The sequence below is a fragment of the Acinetobacter sp. YQ_14 genome (genome assembly GCF_043102985.1).
Classification (GTDB): Bacteria; Pseudomonadota; Gammaproteobacteria; order Pseudomonadales; family Moraxellaceae; genus Acinetobacter; species Acinetobacter venetianus.
Genome location: NZ_JBICJJ010000022.1, coordinates 49,368 through 66,580 on the forward strand (window position 1 = coordinate 49,368; position 17,213 = coordinate 66,580).

Annotated in this window: 16 protein-coding genes; 2 read left to right on the top strand and 14 right to left on the bottom strand. The window is 39.7% G+C overall.

Annotated features, from left to right (window positions below):
* Positions 1-223 precede the first annotated feature (223 nt).
* Positions 224-721, top strand: a complete 498-nt coding sequence (gene dps / locus ACF8D3_RS11100) for a DNA starvation/stationary phase protection protein Dps (RefSeq protein WP_004880945.1) — start codon at positions 224-226, stop codon at positions 719-721.
* A gap of 60 nt (positions 722-781) precedes the next feature.
* Here dps and rapA read toward each other — a convergent pair whose 3' ends face one another.
* From rapA to ACF8D3_RS11150, 10 genes are all read right to left on the bottom strand, one after another.
* Positions 782-3,619, bottom strand: coding sequence for an RNA polymerase-associated protein RapA (gene rapA, locus ACF8D3_RS11105; protein ID WP_392471524.1), 2,838 nt, complete (start codon positions 3,617-3,619; stop codon positions 782-784).
* A gap of 143 nt (positions 3,620-3,762) precedes the next feature.
* A complete protein-coding gene (locus tag ACF8D3_RS11110) occupies positions 3,763-4,407 on the bottom strand; it encodes an RluA family pseudouridine synthase (protein WP_392471526.1) in 645 nt (214 codons plus the stop codon).
* Between the two features lie 142 nt (positions 4,408-4,549).
* The gene (locus ACF8D3_RS11115; RefSeq protein ID WP_257736299.1) at positions 4,550-4,966 is read right to left on the bottom strand and encodes a heme-binding protein; all 417 of its coding nucleotides are present in this window, start codon (positions 4,964-4,966) and stop codon (positions 4,550-4,552) included.
* Positions 4,967-5,312: 346 nt separating this feature from the next.
* Complete coding sequence (hemL, locus tag ACF8D3_RS11120; protein WP_392471527.1) at positions 5,313-6,611, bottom strand: glutamate-1-semialdehyde 2,1-aminomutase; 1,299 nt, start codon at positions 6,609-6,611, stop codon at positions 5,313-5,315.
* Between the two features lie 82 nt (positions 6,612-6,693).
* Positions 6,694-7,305: a thiamine phosphate synthase gene (gene thiE, locus ACF8D3_RS11125; protein ID WP_392471528.1), complete on the bottom strand. Its 612-nt coding sequence runs from the start codon at positions 7,303-7,305 to the stop codon at positions 6,694-6,696.
* Positions 7,306-7,517: 212 nt separating this feature from the next.
* A complete protein-coding gene (locus ACF8D3_RS11130; protein ID WP_392471529.1) occupies positions 7,518-7,628 on the bottom strand; it encodes a hypothetical protein in 111 nt (36 codons plus the stop codon).
* A 117-nt stretch (positions 7,629-7,745) separates the two neighbouring features.
* Complete coding sequence (locus tag ACF8D3_RS11135; RefSeq protein WP_392471530.1) at positions 7,746-8,861, bottom strand: ABC transporter permease; 1,116 nt, start codon at positions 8,859-8,861, stop codon at positions 7,746-7,748.
* Positions 8,862-8,865: 4 nt separating this feature from the next.
* Positions 8,866-9,987, bottom strand: a complete 1,122-nt coding sequence (locus tag ACF8D3_RS11140; protein ID WP_392471532.1) for an ABC transporter permease — start codon at positions 9,985-9,987, stop codon at positions 8,866-8,868.
* Positions 9,987-11,759, bottom strand: a complete 1,773-nt coding sequence (locus ACF8D3_RS11145; protein WP_392471533.1) for an ATP-binding cassette domain-containing protein — start codon at positions 11,757-11,759, stop codon at positions 9,987-9,989. The genes ACF8D3_RS11140 and ACF8D3_RS11145 overlap by 1 nt, the downstream gene beginning before the upstream one ends.
* A 10-nt stretch (positions 11,760-11,769) precedes the next feature.
* Positions 11,770-12,768, bottom strand: a complete 999-nt coding sequence (locus tag ACF8D3_RS11150; protein ID WP_392471534.1) for an HlyD family efflux transporter periplasmic adaptor subunit — start codon at positions 12,766-12,768, stop codon at positions 11,770-11,772.
* 105 nt (positions 12,769-12,873) lie between these two features.
* On the opposite strand from ACF8D3_RS11150, the gene ACF8D3_RS11155 reads away from it, so the two are divergent.
* Entirely contained in the window at positions 12,874-13,506 is a 633-nt protein-coding gene (locus ACF8D3_RS11155) for a TetR/AcrR family transcriptional regulator (protein ID WP_007481328.1), read from the top strand.
* A 62-nt stretch (positions 13,507-13,568) separates the two neighbouring features.
* Here the strand turns inward: ACF8D3_RS11155 and ACF8D3_RS11160 are convergent, their stop codons facing one another.
* The 4 genes from ACF8D3_RS11160 to ACF8D3_RS11175 form a co-directional block, all read right to left on the bottom strand.
* On the bottom strand, positions 13,569-14,249 hold the full coding sequence (locus ACF8D3_RS11160; protein WP_392471535.1) for an SDR family NAD(P)-dependent oxidoreductase: 681 nt from the start codon (positions 14,247-14,249) through the stop codon (positions 13,569-13,571).
* A gap of 10 nt (positions 14,250-14,259) precedes the next feature.
* Positions 14,260-15,018, bottom strand: a complete 759-nt coding sequence (locus ACF8D3_RS11165) for an SDR family NAD(P)-dependent oxidoreductase (RefSeq protein WP_392471536.1) — start codon at positions 15,016-15,018, stop codon at positions 14,260-14,262.
* A gap of 5 nt (positions 15,019-15,023) precedes the next feature.
* Positions 15,024-15,710, bottom strand: coding sequence for a glutathione S-transferase family protein (locus ACF8D3_RS11170; RefSeq protein WP_392471537.1), 687 nt, complete (start codon positions 15,708-15,710; stop codon positions 15,024-15,026).
* Between the two features lie 322 nt (positions 15,711-16,032).
* Positions 16,033-17,064, bottom strand: a complete 1,032-nt coding sequence (locus ACF8D3_RS11175) for a LysR family transcriptional regulator (protein WP_004880964.1) — start codon at positions 17,062-17,064, stop codon at positions 16,033-16,035.
* Positions 17,065-17,213 lie beyond the last annotated feature (149 nt).

Sequence of the window (17,213 nt, forward strand, 5' to 3'; positions counted from 1 at the left end):
AATTGGCTACCGATTTTATCGGTGCTATTTAACATTTATCTTAGATCAGTCTACTTTAACCTAAGATGCTGTAATCACTTCAAAAAAGGTATTTAAACTCACTATAATTTACAAAAGGCTTAACAATTCGAACACTCATCTGGCCGCTCACGGCTTACTCTAAATATGAAATAAATAGTTTTTATTCACTGTGTTTCACAAACGATAACTGAATGAGGTAACTATGAATTCTTCAGCAGCGAAAAATTTAAAAGTTTATACACGTAATAATTTAGATGATTCGATTAAAGAAGCGACTGTAAAAATATTAAATCAAATTCTTGCCAATCTTATCGATTTATCATTATTAACCAAGCAAGCGCATTGGAACATGCGTGGTAGTAATTTCATCGCAGTGCATGAAATGTTAGATATGTTCCGTACTTCAATTATTACCCACTTAGATAATGTCGCTGAACGTGCAGTACAAATCGGTGGTACAGCTTTGGGTACAACCCAGACAGTATCTGAAACGTCGCATTTAAAGCCATATCCTGTGGCAATTCATGCAGTTCAAGATCATCTGAAAGAGCTTGCTGATCGTTATGGTGTCGTTGCGAATCATTTACGCGATACGATTGATGAAATTAAAGATCCAATTTCGGAAGATATTATTCATGCAGCTTTAGAAGACCTTGATCAATATTTATGGTTCTTGGAAGCCAATATTGAGCAAAGCTAATTATTTTTTAGCAAATAAAAAAGAGGACTCAATTGTCCTCTTTTTTTGTTTCTATCTCAGTTAAGGTTTAACTACAACTAAGACTTGAATTGCTTCTGGTGCCACAGACAAACTATCAAGTAAGCCTAACCCTTCTTTTTGGAACTTCTGTAAACGCTCGATTTCATCTTGGCGAATACTTGGGTTAAATTGCTTTAGGTAAGCTAAACGGTCAATTTCATATTGCCATTTACAGCTGTAATGCTCTTTCGCTTGTTGCATCAACTCTGGTAATGATTCTTTGGCAATATCCAGCGCCTGTGCATAACGTGATTCAATCACTTCACGGCGTGCTTTCACCACTTGACGACAGCTATTACCATCTAAATGATGTAAATATGGACGCAAAATGCTTGGATCAATCTTCGCAGACAAGTCTTGACCATTTTCACTAAGTAATACACGGATCAATTGCTTTGGCAAACTTGCTGGTAAATTCAAAGCTTTTGGTGCAACTACATCAACCTTAAACCAAACCTCAAGTAAGACTGAACCCTGCTTCAATGCATTTGATTTCAGCAACGCAACATTGGTACTACCAAATGACTGTGTACGGATCATTTCCATCACACTTTCAATAAATGGGTGTTCCAAAGTCAAATACTGAGCATCTTCACGAATCTGTGCCTGATCACGATAGAAGGTCGCCGTCATGCCTTCTTCATCCAAAGTCAAACCTTGAACTTGCATTTGATCCGTTGGTTTAATGATCACTGTACCGTTACTTTGCTCATCAAAATCGATATTGGTTGATGACATAAAACGCTTCACAAACATCGGCAAAGTGGTGTTGTCATCATAATCTTCAAGCGCTTGAACAATGCCCTGCGCTACAACAGGACGGCAAGAGTTGTACTCAAGCAAACGGTCACGACCTGCTTGTAATTCAGCTTCCAATGCTTGACGTTGTACATTCACTTCTTCAAGTAAATCTTCAAAAGTCTGACCTTGATCCGCCAATAAGCAGTCTTTCAGTTCAACAATAAAGTTTTCTTGTAGCGTTTGTGCCGTAGGAGAAATATTGCTGAAAATATTAAGTGCTTCGTTATACCAACGGAACATACGCTCTTGCGCTGTACCCATGAGATAAGGCACGTGAATTTGAATACGGTTTTCTTGACCGATACGATCTAAACGACCAATACGCTGTTCAAGTACATCAGGGTTTGCAGGCAAATCAAATAAAATCAAATCACTGGCAAACTGGAAGTTACGTCCTTCAGAACCAATTTCCGAACAAAGAAGAATCTGTGCGCCATAGCTGTCTTCTGCAAAATATGCTGCAGCTTGGTCACGCTCTAATAAGCTCATGCCTTCGTGGAACATCGCGGTACGAATGCCCGCATGTAAACGCAAAACATTTTCTAATGCTTCAACCACTGGCCCACTACGCGCAATCAACAACACTTTTTTATGTTTTAAATCTTTACGCAAAACCTCCATCAACCAAGGCACACGCGGATCATTTTCCATCCACGCGCCATCAAGTTGACCTTCTTCTGGCCACATTTGCTCACGCATTTTGCCATCAAACGACCAGTCATCTGGTGCAGGCAAAGGTGCAGGTTGGCAATCACGACCTGGGAAGCCTTGAATCGCTTCACGGGTATTACGGAACAAAATACGACCTGTACCATGACGATCCAATAATTCGTGAATCGCACGCATACGCTGTTCAGGCTGATCTTCAATACGATGACCCAATAAGCCATCCAATGCAGTAAGATGCTCTTCTGTTAATGGATCATCAGACATCAACACTTCAGCAACTTTTGCTGTTTGTTGATATTGTTCTTCTTCGTCGAGGAAACGATCTAAGCTACTAAAACGTTGCGGATCGAGTAAACGTAAACGTGCAAAATGACTTTCTACACCTAACTGTTCAGGTGTTGCAGTGAGTAATAAAACACCCGCAGTTTGCTCTGCAAGTTCTTCGACTAGATCATAACGATCATTGCCGCCTTCTTCTTCACTCCACATCAAATGATGTGCTTCATCGACAACTAATAGATCAAAACCAGCTTCCATCGCCTGCTCACGCAAGTCATCATGGTCAACCATCAGGTCGACGCTGGCAATAATGCATTGTTCAGTCAAGAACGGATTCAAATCAGGATCATGTTCTTTGATCGAAGCAGTACGGGTTAAATCAAATAGAGAGAATTGCAAATTGAAACGGCGACGCATTTCAATCATCCACTGATATTGCAGTGAATCAGGCACTAAAATTAGAATACGTTCTGAACGGCCTGTTTTGAGTTGCTGGTGGATAATTAAACCCGCTTCAATGGTTTTACCCAAGCCAACTTCATCAGCCAGTAAAACACGCGGAGCAAAACGCTTACCGACTTCATGTGCAATATAAAGCTGATGCGGAATTAAACCGACACGTGCACCAAGGAATCCACGTAAAGGACTCGTATGCATTTGCGCTTGCAACAACATTGCTTCAATGCGGAGGTCATACCACTCTTTATAATCGACTTGGCTAGCTAACAAACGCTCTAAAGGTTTTGACAGCTGGATTTGCGCACCGATACGGGTTTCGTTCAGTGACTTGCGTTCTTGTTCGCCATTTTCCAGTGTACGAACTACATCATAACGGAGGACACCATGACGGTCTTCAATCGACTCAACAGTCCACTTGATGCCTTCTTGGTCTTGTACTTCATCATTAACGTTAAAGATGATGCGAGATAAAGGCGCATTGTTTCGTGCATAGACACGAGTTTCATCACTTTTAGGGAATAAAATGCTGATAGAACGTTCATCGACATCAATAAGAACACCTAAACCAAGTTCAGTTTCTGTATCTGATAACCAACGTTGACCAATAGCAAACTGCTGCAATTTTTCCACCTTTATCTCAAGTTAGCCCACATATTGTATTCCTTAAATCAGATTAAATTTAAGGCATTTTATGTAGTTTTCAACAATGTATTTTGACACAAAGCACGATCAAATAGCGTGCATCACATCGTGTTTCATAAAAAAGTTTTAGACTAAAACGGCACTGCACAATCAAAGCTAAGTTGTGCACTAGTTTTAGGATGAGCGAAACTCAATTGTGTTGCATGTAAACACAATCGATCGTAAAGCTGCTGCTGTTCAGATGTGGCATATAGGGTATCACCAAGAATCGGATGACCTAGATACTGCATATGCACACGAAGCTGATGTGAACGTCCTGTAATCGGAATCAATTTGACTCGAGTTACAGCTTGTCCTTGAATTTCTAGATGTTCGATCACTTGCCATTCGGTTAATGCAGGTTTGTGATGAGATGCATCAACGATATGTAATGGCGGGCGACTTGGGTCATAAATCACAGGCATATCTACAGTGTCCTGACCTTCTAAATGTCCTGCAACCAAAGCTTGATAAATTTTTGAGGTTTGACGATCTTGGAATTGGCGTGAAATATTACTCTGTCCAAATTTAGACAAACCAAACACTAAGATGCCAGAGGTATCACGATCTAAACGATGAATCAGTAAAGTTTTTTGTTCTAGTTCTAATAAGCGATTGATCAAACAATCTTGTAAATCAGGTGTTTTCCCTGGCACGGTCAGTAAGCCTGCTGGTTTATGGATGACCATAAAATCTTCATCACGATGAATCAAATGTTCACTTAGAAAATCACTCAAGGTAGCCTTCCAACGACTGGATGAAAACAAGCGGGCAATCATAAAAAGCTTGGCGCTGAATTACAATGCATGACACGTATTTTTACTCTTTTTTTTCGTGTTTCTCTCGATATTTCATCCAGAATTGAATTTAAATGATGATTTAGGTCTGTTGCTCTAGGAATTGTTGAATCGCATGCTGAGCAATTTCTGCATCTTGAAAAGATTGTACACCTGAAATACCAACAGCCCCTACCACCTGCCCTTGATAAACAATCGGCTCACCACCTTCTAACATGCCGTTTGCAGCATTTATGGTTAAAAAGCCAATTTTACCATCACGGATCATATCTTCTGATACTTTGGTTGCTCTACGGCTAACAGCAGCTGATTTTGCTTTTTCTTGACAAATTTCGGTCGATAATACGGATGCACCATCCATACGCTTCATCATCAGCAGCGTTCCACCTTCATCAACCACTGCAATACTGACATTAAAGCTATGTTCTGTTGCATATTGTGATGCTGCATCAACCAGAATTTCTACATCCGCAGCAGTTAAATAATGTTTAGTTTTCATCCGTTACTCCATTCCTATGAGTTTCTTATAAAAAGTTTGTTTAAAATTATATTATCAGCACTATCTTACAGCCTGCCTAAGCCCATATATCCACGCTTAGGAGTAGCCAAGGGCAAACACAATATAGTGGATTATTCAAGCATATTTTACTCAATGGTACAGTAAAGATTCTTTATATTTATTGCTATTCTTAGCTTAGTTTTATCGTACAAATAAATGAGACTTCAGTAAGATTCCGTTGCGATCAAGCATTATTTTTAAACCTGTTAAGCTCTCTATTCAGCTCAATTAAAATACATCCATAAAAAAAGCCCGAATGAATCGGGCTTCTGTATGCATCATAGCATTATTTCATTTCCGCAAAAGTTTCTTTTGCTGCCTGAATAGTGTCTGCAATATCTTGATCTGAATGCATTGATGAAATAAATCCAGCTTCAAATGCAGATGGTGCGAGATAGACACCACGCTTTAACATGCCATGGAAGAATTTCTTAAAGGCTTCAACATCACAAGCCAACATTGAATCAAAGCTAGTAATGTCATCTTGATCTGTAAAATACAAACCAAACATGCCACCCACTTGCTGGGTCTTGAATGGAATCCCTGCTTCGTCTGCGGCCGTCTGCAAACCTGCAAGTAATTTTGCTAACTGAGCAGCGAGCTTGTCATAAAACTCTGGTTCACGTAAATGTTTAAACATTGCAATACCCGCGCGCATAGCCAATGGGTTGCCTGACAATGTACCTGCTTGATAAACACCACCTAAAGGTGCGATGCATTCCATAATTTCACGTTTACCACCAAAAGCACCGACAGGTAAGCCTGCACCAATGATTTTACCCAACGTGGTCAAGTCAGGTTTAACGTTATAGACCGATTGAGCACCACCTAAAGCGACACGGAAACCGGTCATCACTTCATCAATGATAAAGACTGATTTGTATTCATCACAGACATCACGGATCGCTTGCAAGAAACCATCGATTGGCGTTACCAAGTTCATGTTGCCTGCAACAGGCTCAATGATCACGCCTGCAATTTCATGACCAAATTTACTAAAGCATTCTTTCAATGCTTCGATATTATTATACGGCAGCGTTAAGGTATGTTTTGCAAAATCAGCTGGCACACCTTTTGAGGTTGGTTCTCCTTCCCCTAAAGTCAATAAGCCTGAACCTGCTTTCACTAATAATGAATCCGAATGACCGTGGTAGCAGCCTTCAAACTTTACAATCTTGTCACGACCCGTATAACCACGTGCCAGACGAATCGCCGTCATGGTCGCTTCTGTACCCGAACTGGTCATACGCACCAATTCGATTGAAGGCATGATCTCGCAGATGGTATCTGCTAAAGTGGTTTCGTATACCGTTGGCGCACCAAAGCTTAAGCCATCTTCCGCAGCAATTTGTACTGCTTGAATAATATCTGGATGCGCGTGACCCAAAATCATTGGCCCCCATGAACCGACATAGTCCACATAGCGCTTACCATCAACATCCCATAAATACGCACCTTTTGCCTTTTCAATAAAGACAGGCGTACCACCAACACCGTTAAATGCACGTACAGGTGAATTTACACCACCTGGAATATGTTTATTTGCTTGTTTAAATAGCTGTTCTTGCTTTGGAGATAAGCTCATAAAAGACTCAACCTAAAATCGAGGACGAGGAACGTTGCCGTTCCGAGAAACAATAAAAGTTCCGCAAAACGGATACATATAATTAGTCAAATAACGTTGCCCATGCATTTACACGAGCAGGAATTTCGGCTGTTGATCGCCCTAATATATCACTAATTACCGCACAAAGGCTTGCACCTGCCTCAATCACCACTTGAGAATTTTCAACGGTCAAACCACCAATCGCACAAATTGGTACAGCGAATTTTTGTTTAGCTTGTTTAATGACTTCGACGCCGACATTACCCGCCTCTGGTTTGGTTGAGGTGGCATAAACCGCACCAAAGGCTACATAAGTTGCACCATCAGCAATCGCCTTTTCAGCCAATTCCAGTGAGTTTAAGCAGGTACGACCAATAATCACACCTTTCGGTAAACGCGCAGCAGCATCACTTATTTCACCATCAGATTGTCCAAGATGTACACCTAAACCAAACTGTTCAGCCAAGTCTAAATCATCATTAATGACAAACGGGACTTGATGCTTTTCACAAAGTGCTTTGATCTGTTGCACTTCTAATGACTGATCTAGTTTTGCTATTTTTTTACGGCGATACTGTAAAATGGCAACCTGCCCAGTCGATAACGCAACATCTAATTTTTCTAATAATAATTGTATTGGATCATCATTGGTAATGAGATAAAGACCGCGCATAAATCACTCGATAAAGATATTTTCGAGTGATACTTTAGTCAATCTGTGTATTGGAATCTATACTCAATTTATCCAATGTTCAGAATATCGATACGATATTTTTAGCACTCAAGCTCACTGTCTTTTCGCACACATTTCTTAACGACACGTTTAATATCTTACGCTTTTTAAAGCCGCCTACGATTTTTCAATGAGAAACTAACCATTATAAATCAGAGAAAAAACTCCCAAATGATATAACCCACACCAAAACCCAAAAAGGCATAGAGTGTAATAATAATAAAAACAAAGCTCGCATTATTTTTCTTTCTTAAAAAGCTCACCTTCACACCTCAACATAAAACTAGCTTATGTTTATTGTGCCCATTTCAATCTCCAACCTGTAGGTACAGAATCTGATTAAAAAGCTATAACAGACAGCCAATCATTTTTCAAAAGACCTAAGACAATCGATTTCTAAACAGCCATGCAGCTAAAGGTAATGTGATTATCGCGAGTACAAACATCGGTACAAAATCCCACTTCACTTGTGAAAACGTTGCCCCCTCTAAATACACTCGCTGTACAAGATCAATTCCAAAACGGAGTGGGTTCGCATAAGTCGCAATCTCTAGCGCATGTGGCATATTCTGAACTGGTGTCAACAAACCAGATAACAACATTAATGGCATGATAATAAAGAATGTAAATAACATTGCTTGTTGCATATTGAGAGAAATTGCTGAAATGGACAGTCCAACTCCAACAACAGCAATATTAAAAAACAATAAGCCAAAATAAAGCAGAGTTAAGGAGCCATTCATTGGAATTTGAAACCAAAATAAAATGATGCAAAGAATAATAGTTGATTGCATCAACCCAACAAAAATAGGCGGCAAAGCCTTACCGACCATGATATGAATCGGTGTATAAGGCGTTACTAATAGCTGGTCAAAAGTTCCTTGTTCTCTTTCTCGTGCTACCGAAAGTGAGGATAGCAATAATGTTTGCATCATACTTAATGCGGCAATTAACGATGGCATAATCCCCCAACGTGATTCCTGATTTGGGTTATACCAAGTTCGTACCTCTAAGTTGACTGATGCTTGCCCTAAGCGCTCCTGATTTACTTTTGCAACGACACTATTGATATAAGACCAAGCCATAGCTGCCGTTGATGAATTTCGACCGTCTAAAATCACCTGTATCGGAGAAACTTCGCCTTGAGTTAGTTTGTCTTCAAAATCTGAAGGAATACTAATGACGGCCAAAGCAGTACGATCATCGACCACAGTTTTGATCTGAGTGGCATTATCGAGCGTAGCCGTTCGATTAAAAATACCTGAACCATCAAGATGAGATAATAATTGCTGTGAAACTTGTCCTTTGCTTTGATCTAAGACGGCATAGTCCACATGATTGACATCATAACTTGCAGCATAGCCAAACAATAATGCCTGCATCAGCGCTGGCACAAATAAAATAATTCGATTTGCAGGATCACTAAAAATAGTGAAGAATTCTTTCTTCACTAAAACCAAGAGATAATTTAACCACACGACTATTTTTTGAATCATGTTATTACCTCAATCTCTTTTTTAATGATAAACATGATGCAAATGTAAATAGTGCGGCATAAAGCAGTAAGATTGCACATTCTTTCGTCCATAAATACCAATCATCGCCACCTAAAAACAACGTTTTGATCAAGGTCATAAAGTGCGTTGCAGGAATAATTTGACTAATGAGCTGTACTAAAAAAGGTAAGTTTCGCGTATCAAATACAAATCCTGAGAGCATCATGGCAGGCATAAAACTCGCCAACAAAGCAATTTGGCTGGCTTGAAATTGGCTTTTAGAAGCGCCTGAAATCGTCAGTCCCATTAACAACGAAACCAATAAATATAAAAATGAAGCACTGATAATTGACGTCAATGAAGCTCGAATCGGCACATCAAAAATAAATGCCGCTGCCAATAAACACACGCCAATATCTATCATGCCAATCACGATATAAGGCGTTAATTTGGCAAGTACAATTTCTAGTGGCCGTACTGGTGTGACAAATAATGCCTCTAACGTTCCGCGATCTCTTTCTCTTGCGATTAATAAACCTGTTAAAAAAGCACCAATTAAAGTGAGGATCAGAACAATCAAGCCTGGAACTAAAAACCAAGTGCTATTTGCAGATTCATTAAACCAAATCCTTTGTTCAACACTGATCACTCCATTTGAAACCTGCATATTTTGACGATCAGACTGGATCGCTTGAGCTGTTGTTAGGGCACCAGAAATATAGCCTTGCAAAGCTGAAGCAATACTGGTCGATCGCCCATTAGTAATGATTTGAATGGTCGCAGCTTGATTGGTACTGGCTTGAGCAAAGTCAGCAGGAACATTTACAATCGCATCAATCTCAGCCCGTCCCATCGCTTGTTCAGCTTGGGCAAAACTTGTATAAGGCACTGCTGTTATATATCGCGTTCCATTCAAGCCTGAAATTAACTGATTACTCTGTGGCGTTACGTTCTGGACGACCACACCGACACGTCCGTTATTTAAATCGAAAGATAAGCCATAACCGAACAGTAAAATCAGGATAATCGGTAAAATCAGTCCTATCGCTAAACTGCTTTTATCTCGTAATAATTGATGTGTTTCTTTTTTGATTAATGCCATCAAGCGAGCTACAGAGATACTCATTATGTATGCTCCTGCTTACGAGAACGTGCTTGTTCAACAATAGACATAAATGCACGGTTCATATCACTATGGCTCGTTTCACCTGCCATTTGCCGAACTTGTTTTGGTGAACCAAGTGCTAATAATTTTCCAGCATCTTGAATCGCAATTCGATCACAATATTCAGCCTCTTCCATAAAATGCGTAGTAATAATAATGGTAATCCCTTGATTAGCGAGCTCTCCTATGCTGTACCAAAAAGAACGCCTTGCCAAAGGGTCAATCCCACTAGTAGGCTCATCTAAAAAGATAATCTCAGGCTGATGCAATAAAGCCGCAGCCATCGACAAACGCTGTTTAAATCCATTCGGTAAATCACCACTTTTAGCATGTGGCTGTAATTGAAATTGATGCAGTGCTTTGTCTATTTGTTGGTTAAGCTTCTTTCCAGATAAACCATAAGCACCACCAAAAAATTTTAAATTATCAAGTACCGTTAAATTGCTATATAAAGCGAATTTCTGAGAGACATAACCAATTTTTGCCCTCGCCTGTGCACGTGCTGTGCGTAAGTTCATTCCAGCAACTTCTAGAGTGCCACTACTTGCAGGCAATAAACCGCATAGCATTCTAAAAGTTGTTGTCTTCCCCGCGCCATTTGGCCCTAATAACCCAAAAATTTCACCGCGTTGCACATTAAAGGATGTATTTGCAACTGCGGTAAAATCACCAAATTTTCGTACTAAGTCTTTGACGATAATTGCTGATTGCGGTGTTTCAGCGAACTGCTTTTGGGATTCAAGCAAAGCATTGTCATTGCTATTTTTAACTTCAATTTTTTGTTGTTGAGCTTGATGTAAAAAGCTCATAAATGCATCTTCTAACTCAGGTTTTCTAGATGTAACCACTGCATTTGAAGGTAAATATTCTATTGGTAATTCAGGGTAAATAGGTTGAGTAATAAAACGAACAACATCGCCTTTAGGAACGGCATCTACAATATATTTATGATTATCTAATAACTGGGCTTGTAAGACCCTTGCTTTCATATGTTTTGGTGGTTCAACTTGCCAAGTTTGACCTCTTACTTTTTCACTAAGCTCAGATGGCGTGCCTTGTTGTAAAATTTTACCTTCATACATCACATACACTTCTGAACAACGTTCTGCTTCATCCATATATGCTGTGCTAATGATGACACTTAAATTTTCTTCCTGAACCAATTGTTTGATAATGATCCATAAATCTCGTCTCGATAAAGGATCAACACCGACACTCGGCTCATCGAGTAATAGCAGTTCTGGTGAGCGAACTAAGGTACAAGCCAAACCTAATTTTTGCTTCATTCCACCTGAAAGTTTCCCTGCTGGGCGTTCAGTAAAATGGGTTAAATCGGTAATTTCTAATAAACGAGCAAATCGTTGTTTCCGCACAGCATGAGGTACGCCATGCAAATCTGCATACAAATCTAAATTTTCTTGAATACTTAAATCTTCATATAAACCAAACCGTTGTGGCATATAGCTGATTCGGTCTTGTACTGATTGAGGATCTTTAGCAACATCAATTCCAAGTACTTCCAAAGAACCTGAACTTGGCTGATACAAGCCTGCAATCAAGCGCAAAAAAGTTGTTTTACCCGCACCATCGGGTCCAACCAATGCCGTAAGCTGTCCTGCTTTGACTGTAATATTTAAATCTTGGAGTGCATTTATGTCTTTCCCTTTTTTATTTTCAGACGGAAAGACTTGGGTTAAGTCACGCGCCACCACCACTTGAGACAAAGTATTCATCAGCGTTCACTCACTTGTCCTTGGCAATTTTAACGGTGACAGGCTGCCCCATTTTTAATTGATCATTTGGATCATTTACATAAACACGAACCTCATACACCAAGGTTGTTCGAATATCTTCTGTTTGCACTGTTTTAGGGGTAAATTCTGCAACAGATGAGATATAACCAACTTTTCCTTGGATGGGTTGATCAGGCTTAGTATCTCGAATGATTTGGGCAACTGATCCCATTTTAATCCAGTCTAAATCTTTTTCATTTGCATATACTCTCACCCATTTCGGATTAGTCAGCGCCAAGGTATAAACTGCTTTCTGAGGGTTGGTCATATCTCCCGCTTCTTGCAACCTAGCACGCACCACTGCATCTACTGGTGAACGCAACTCACTTTGTGTAAGTTGGTATTTGATTAAATCTAAATTTGCTTGCGTTGCCTGATATTGCGCCTTAGTCGCAGCACGATCTTCAGCACGTGCCCCTTTTTCTAGTAATGCTAAATTCGCTTCACGCTCTTTCACTGAAGCTGCTGCTGTAGCTTGATTACTCTGTGCAAAATCTAGTTCTTGTTTGCTAATCGCTTGGCCAGAGGTACTTTTATTCAAAATCTGTAAGCGTTGATAATCTTTATTTGCTTTGTCTAGTTGGGCTTGGGCTGATACCAGCTGTGCTTTTGCCTGTGTAATTTGTTCAGGTCGAGTTCCTACTTCTTGCTCAATCATTGCCTGCTTTTGTACATTCAACTGCGCTTCCGCTTGCTGTTCTTGAATCTTCAAAGCATCTGTTTTTAATTCTGCCAATACCTGCCCTTTTTTAACTTTATCCCCCTCTTGCACTGATAAGGACTGGATTCTTCCTGTTTGTTCAAAAGCGAGTGAAATCTGGCGAATATCGACATTTCCATAGAGTGTAAGTTCCTGTTCGGTCTTTTTATCTTTATTAAAGAACAAAAGCACAACTGCTAAAAGAACAATGATACTGACCACAGCAACAGCAATGACTTTCTTGTTCATGGAATCAGACCTTTTTATTAAAGTTTAAATTCAATTTAAATTTAAACTATATCAATTTAAGGAAAAAAGATATACTTAAAATTAAAGTTTGATTCAGAGTAAAAAATGTCTAGAGCTAGGCGCAGTGATGGTGATATTACCAAATCAAAAATTCTTGAGGCAGCAGGTCAATTAATTGCCCAAAATGGTTTTGCTCAGACAACAAACAAAGAAATTGCCAAATTGGCAGAGGTCGATTTAGCTGCGATTAACTATCATTTTGCTGGTCGTGATGGTTTATATAGCGCTGTGTTGGCTGAAGCACATACACATTATATCAACGAACAACAGTTATTGGCGCTCGTGGATAGCCCTCTCCCTCCGACACAAAAACTTGAAACATTTTTTGCAACGCTGGTGAGTAAGCTCGTTGAAAAAGATGTCTGGCATAGTAAAGTTTTTATTCGCGAATTATTTTCCCCTACATCGCATCTGCAAGCATTTATGCAAAGTGATGGTGCTAGAAAGTTTCAAGCCGTCCGAAAAATTATTAGTCAGGTTTCAGGGCTAGATGAAAATCACCCAGCGCTATTACCTTGTGTTCTAAGTGTCGTTGCGCCATGTATGATGCTACTGATCGTCGGGAGTAATCTCCCTGCACCCATACAAGATATTTCAAAAATGAATGCTCAACAATTGGTTAAACACCTGATGACATTTTCCTTAGCTGGTTTAGAAGCAATTAAACAACAGCAGTAAACCCAAGCGAATGTAGCAAAAACAAAGTGATTTAAAGCTTAAAATATTTTAGCTATAAGATGCTATATCCCTAAACTCAATTCCTGACTCCACGTTGAATTCGGTTGCTGATGCAAATGCAAACAAGCTTTTTTAACCGAATTCACGAAATCTTCGCGAGGACCTTGCCATTGCTCTAACATGCAATAACACACATGAATTCCCTTGGGATGAAACTCTCTTGCTAATGACTGAGACAGTGCGCGGATTGCCGCAAATGAACTCTGGCTGAGAGGATCATAATATGCTGAACTCTGATACTGTGAACCTAGAAAAATCATAGTTCCGCCTTGTCGCATCAACATTTCACGGATCATCACCTGAGATAAACTGACAGCACTCAAGCCATTATTGTTCCATTCATGCTCAGCTTCTTGAGATAACAAACTATTCATTTCACGGGCATGACTAAAGTAAGCTTGGAAAATACACAATTCAATTTGATGCTTTGAACTTGTGATATGCGAAAGTAGTTTCTTTAATGCATGCGAATCAATCAAATTTATGCGGACTACGGTCAATTGATTGTGCAATTTTTCAATATGAATTTTTTCTTGATTTAAATCATTCACAACGTGATAAACATGCAAAGCATCGATCAGATTGGTCTCAGCGAAACTTTGGCTGAGCTGTTGAATGTCACTGCCAACAACTAGCATACAACCTGTCGCTTTCTTGCCCCATCGAAATAGTTTATTGCTCATGATGATCATCCTAAAATTTTTCTTGATGTGGCCTAAGATCCAACTCATGCGTCCATAGATCAGCCGTCTGTTGATAAAGCATCCAATAGTTTTCAGCAATTGCATCAATATTCAAACCACCAGTCCCACGCGTCATTCGAGCCAAACGACCTAAACCGAACAGTGCTTTATTGACACGATCCCCATCCACCATGCCATCAATCACCACATGAGCAATATGAATATTTTGAGCTTTATACTGCTGGGCAAGGTTCAAAGCATAAGCTCTCAAAGCAGATTTACCCATAGTAAAAGCAGCAAAAAATGGCTTACCACGCAACGAGGCACTTGCACCCGTAAAGATTAATGTGCCCGCTTGTTGTTGCTGAAAAATTTTTAAACTACTCTGCGAAACCCAAAATGCTGATAAAAAAGTTGAATGCCACATTTTGCTAAAAAATTTCAATGATGACTGCAAGAAAATCGAAGGAACATTTCCACCCACATTATGAATCACTGCGACCAATTGCTCTTGGCTAAGCGAAATTGATTGAAACAATTGTTGTACCTGTATTGGATCTTCAGCATCTAAACAGTAAGCCACGGCGTCACCATGATTGTTTTTGATCTCAATAGCTATCTGCTCTGCTTTCTCCAGTGTGCGACCCACAACATAGACTTTTAAACCTTCTTGAGCAAAACGGCGGCTCACTGCAGCTCCAATACCTTGCGATGCACCGACACCAACCACCACAACACATTGCTGTTTTTCTGAAAGGGAAATGGTCATAGCGATTACTCAGCTTGCTTGTCATACCAAGCTTTAATTGCAGGTCGGCTTAATATTTCTTTACCAAACTGACGGCTCGTGCGAATCACTTCGCCTAACTGTGAGACCACAGCAATATCTGCAATTGTTTGGCTATCCCCAACTAACCAACCTGTCGCTGAAAGCACCTGTTCGATTCGATCTAAGTGCCGTCTAAATTCTGCATGAACATCTTCAGCTTTCATTCGACCAGTGCCCTGAAAAAACAATTGAGTTTTGAGTTCCGCTAAAATAAAGCCTTTAACCATCACTCGTTCATAAGCTGGACGACCTTCGCTACTGATCCGAATAGCCTCCGCCAAAGCCTCTGAATCATTGACACGTAAATAAACTTCATAGAAATACAGAGATTCATCAGCCCAATCTTCCCATAATTCAACCAAAGCTCTTTGCATCGGATCTTTGGGATAAAGTAAAGCTTGGTCGGGAAAAGCCTCATCTAAGTAGCGCGCAATCCGAGTACTATCTTGGATGCGTTGCTGATGAATATCTACCACAGGAACTTTGCCAACCTTACTCAGCAATGGCACTTTTGCCCCTAAAATTCCATTGTAGTTTATGGTCTCAAAATCAATTCCTTTGAAGCGAAGCATTCTCGCTGCTTTTTGACAAAACGGCGAAATTTCCCATTGATGCAGAACAACTGAACTCATTTCTTGTTTCTCTTTTATATCTATTTAAATAATAAATTTGATGGATTTTTGATTAGCCAATAACTAGCTCACTCCATCTCCTCACTATTTCCCATAAATGCTTTACATCTTAAATGATGGGAAGCTAGTCAGTCTCAAAAAAGAACTAACCTAAGCAAGGTAGCGATGAATCAGAAAACTGTCAATCAATTGACTAAGCTTAAATCTAAAGTTGTCCTGAAATGACAGCATTTACCCCTAAAAGATAAATGAAGAAATTGATCAATATAATTATTGAGCTTTAGAATAATATCGATAAAAACAATGTGACATTGTTTTTAAATTAAGTTTTCAATGCTCTCGCTTCTGCAATATTATGCTGCTCCACTAAAGTACGAATCGTATATTCATGATTAGTCTTTTGATCACATGCAAATTTACATTTCTGATCGAGTGGCATCGCACTGCCGCCCAATAACGGACAGGCAGCAAATAACTCTGCAACCCAATCAACAAAGACTCTAACCTTGTGTGATAAATGGCGGCTTTGTAAATATACCGCTGAAATCGGCATCGGCGCAGGTGTCCACTGCGGGAGTACTTCTGTTAATGCTCCAGACTCTAAATGATCAGTAAGCATATAACGAGGCCCTTGAATCACCCCAAATCCCTGTAACGCCAAATCAATATAGGCATCTCCATCATTAACCGATACGTTCCCATTGACACTGACACTTTTAATCAAATCATCAACCATAAAATCCCAGTCAAAATTACGACCTGTACGACTTGAAAAGAAATGAATCGCTTGATGATTTTTCTGTAAATCCTCAATAGAAGTTGGTACACCCTTTTTATTTAAATAACAAGGTGATGCAGCTGTTGCACATTGAAAAGTTCCGATACGTCTTGCAATTAAACTAGAGTCTTGCAACTCACCAACTCGAATTGCACAATCGACAGCTTCGCCGACCAAATCAACTGGACGATCATTCAACCCAATCACAAGATCAATGTCAGGATAACGTGCATGAAACTCACGTAGTCGAGGAATCAAGATCAATCTGCCAATCGAGACAGGAACATCAATCCTTAATCGTCCGCGCGGCCCTCTTTCAGCATCATTAAAGGAAGATTCAACATCTTCAACATCTGCTAAGATTCTCACGGTACGGTCATAATACACAGCACCATCTGGGGTTAAACTCAGCTTACGCGTTGTTCGATTAAGCAAGCGAACTTGTAAATGTTTTTCTAAAGATTGAATCGTTGTGGTCACAGAAGCTCGTGGCAAACCCAGCGTATCGGCAGCCAAACTAAAGCTGTTGGTTTCAACAACTTTATTAAAAACTTTCATCGCATGAAATAAATCCACAAGCCCACTCCCAATCGAATAATCTAAACAATTATCTAACGATTATTATAAAAATACGAATAGTGTTATCAAATTTAATGTATTTATTCATTATTGACAAACTTTTATGCTCCTTTCATTCCATAAATCCTGTTTCTCCCATACAGACC

What these genes read in the sequence shown, in the direction of transcription:
- dps (WP_004880945.1), top strand. Translation starts at nt 224, where the DNA reads ATGAATTCTTCAGCAGCGAAAAATTTAAAAGTTTATACACGTAATAAT.
- ACF8D3_RS11115 (WP_257736299.1), bottom strand. Translation starts at nt 4,966, where the DNA reads ATGAAAACTAAACATTATTTAACTGCTGCGGATGTAGAAATTCTGGTT.
- hemL (WP_392471527.1), bottom strand. Translation starts at nt 6,611, where the DNA reads ATGAGCTTATCTCCAAAGCAAGAACAGCTATTTAAACAAGCAAATAAA.
- thiE (WP_392471528.1), bottom strand. Translation starts at nt 7,305, where the DNA reads ATGCGCGGTCTTTATCTCATTACCAATGATGATCCAATACAATTATTA.
- ACF8D3_RS11135 (WP_392471530.1), bottom strand. Translation starts at nt 8,861, where the DNA reads ATGATTCAAAAAATAGTCGTGTGGTTAAATTATCTCTTGGTTTTAGTG.
- ACF8D3_RS11140 (WP_392471532.1), bottom strand. Translation starts at nt 9,987, where the DNA reads ATGAGTATCTCTGTAGCTCGCTTGATGGCATTAATCAAAAAAGAAACA.
- ACF8D3_RS11145 (WP_392471533.1), bottom strand. Translation starts at nt 11,759, where the DNA reads ATGAATACTTTGTCTCAAGTGGTGGTGGCGCGTGACTTAACCCAAGTC.
- ACF8D3_RS11150 (WP_392471534.1), bottom strand. Translation starts at nt 12,768, where the DNA reads ATGAACAAGAAAGTCATTGCTGTTGCTGTGGTCAGTATCATTGTTCTT.
- ACF8D3_RS11155 (WP_007481328.1), top strand. Translation starts at nt 12,874, where the DNA reads ATGTCTAGAGCTAGGCGCAGTGATGGTGATATTACCAAATCAAAAATT.
- ACF8D3_RS11160 (WP_392471535.1), bottom strand. Translation starts at nt 14,249, where the DNA reads ATGAGCAATAAACTATTTCGATGGGGCAAGAAAGCGACAGGTTGTATG.
- ACF8D3_RS11165 (WP_392471536.1), bottom strand. Translation starts at nt 15,018, where the DNA reads ATGACCATTTCCCTTTCAGAAAAACAGCAATGTGTTGTGGTGGTTGGT.
- ACF8D3_RS11170 (WP_392471537.1), bottom strand. Translation starts at nt 15,710, where the DNA reads ATGAGTTCAGTTGTTCTGCATCAATGGGAAATTTCGCCGTTTTGTCAA.